The organism is Paraburkholderia sediminicola, assembly GCF_046026895.1.
Taxonomy (GTDB): domain Bacteria; phylum Pseudomonadota; class Gammaproteobacteria; order Burkholderiales; family Burkholderiaceae; genus Paraburkholderia; species Paraburkholderia sediminicola_C.
The window spans coordinates 1-1,168 of the sequence record NZ_JAQQEU010000229.1 but is presented as its reverse complement, the minus strand read 5'-3'; the positions used below and the strand labels follow the sequence as shown (position 1 = coordinate 1,168).

Annotated in this window: 1 protein-coding gene; it reads left to right on the top strand. The window is 58.4% G+C overall.

What is annotated here, in order from left to right; all coding sequences use genetic code 11:
• Positions 1–68 precede the first annotated feature (68 nt).
• Positions 69–1,154 carry an IS630 family transposase gene (locus PQR02_RS40445; protein WP_408243389.1) on the top strand — a complete coding sequence of 362 codons (1,086 nt, stop codon included), beginning with the start codon at positions 69–71 and terminating at the stop codon, positions 1,152–1,154.
• Positions 1,155–1,168: the final 14 nt, after the last annotated feature.

Below are 1,168 nucleotides of genomic sequence, written 5' to 3'. Positions count from 1 at the left end.
TGTATTGCGTCACAAATAATGCAACTTAATCGCGATTGGCGAGTCTCCTTTGCTGGGAGGGAGAACCCGTGAGAATTGCGGCGAAGGTTGAACTGAGCGAAGCACAGCGTAAACAGTTGGAGACATGGGCTACCGGCCGGACGATTCCAGTTCGACTGGCCGAGCGTGCCAAGATGATTTTGCTCGCAGCGCAACGCAAGACGGACAAAGAGATCGGTGCGGACCTTGGTATCTGGCGAGGCACGGTGGCACGCTGGCGCGGTCGCTTTATAGCTGATGGTGTGACAGGGATCGAGCGCGATGAGACGCGACCCGGGCCCAAGCCGAAGATCTCCGCGCGCAAGGTCAAGAGCATCGTGGCACTGACGACGCAGCAGCGGCCGGATAACGCGACGCATTGGAGCACGCGCAGCATGGCAGCGGTGGCCGGTATCAGTGCGGCGAGCGTGCGGCGCATCTGGCAGGCGCACGGCCTCAAGCCGCATCGGGTGACGACTTTCAAGGTGTCGAACGACAAACGCTTCACGGAGAAGCTGGATGACATCGTCGGGCTGTATCTCGATCCCCCAGAGCATGCCTTGGTCTTCTGTTGCGACGAGAAGTCCCAAATCCAGGCGCTTGACCGGACGCAACCTGGGCTGCCACTGAAGCGAGGCCGCGCTCAAACGATGACTCACGACTACAAGCGGCATGGTGTGACGACGCTGTTTGCCGCGCTGAACACGCTCGACGGGAGCGTCATTGGCCAGTGCCAGATGAAACATCGTCACCAGGAGTGGCTGAGCTTCTTGCGCAAGATCGATCGCAACACGCCCAAGGGCAAGGAACTGCATTTGATCGCCGACAACTATGCAACTCATAAGCACCCCGAGGTAAAAGCTTGGCTGGCCAAGCACCCCCGATTTCACATGCATTTCACACCCACCAGTGCGTCCTGGCTCAACATGGTCGAACGTTTCTTTCGTGACCTGTCAGAGAACCAGTTGCGACGAGCGGTCTTCCGCTCGGTGCCTGAATTGGTGTGCGCGATCGAACAGTACGTGGAGAAGCACAACCGTGATCCGAAACCGTTCATCTGGACGGCAAAGGCCTCCGACATCCTGGCAAAAGTCACGCGTGCCAGGGCCAAGCTGAATAAGATGCAATACGTTTGACGCAGACCACTAGC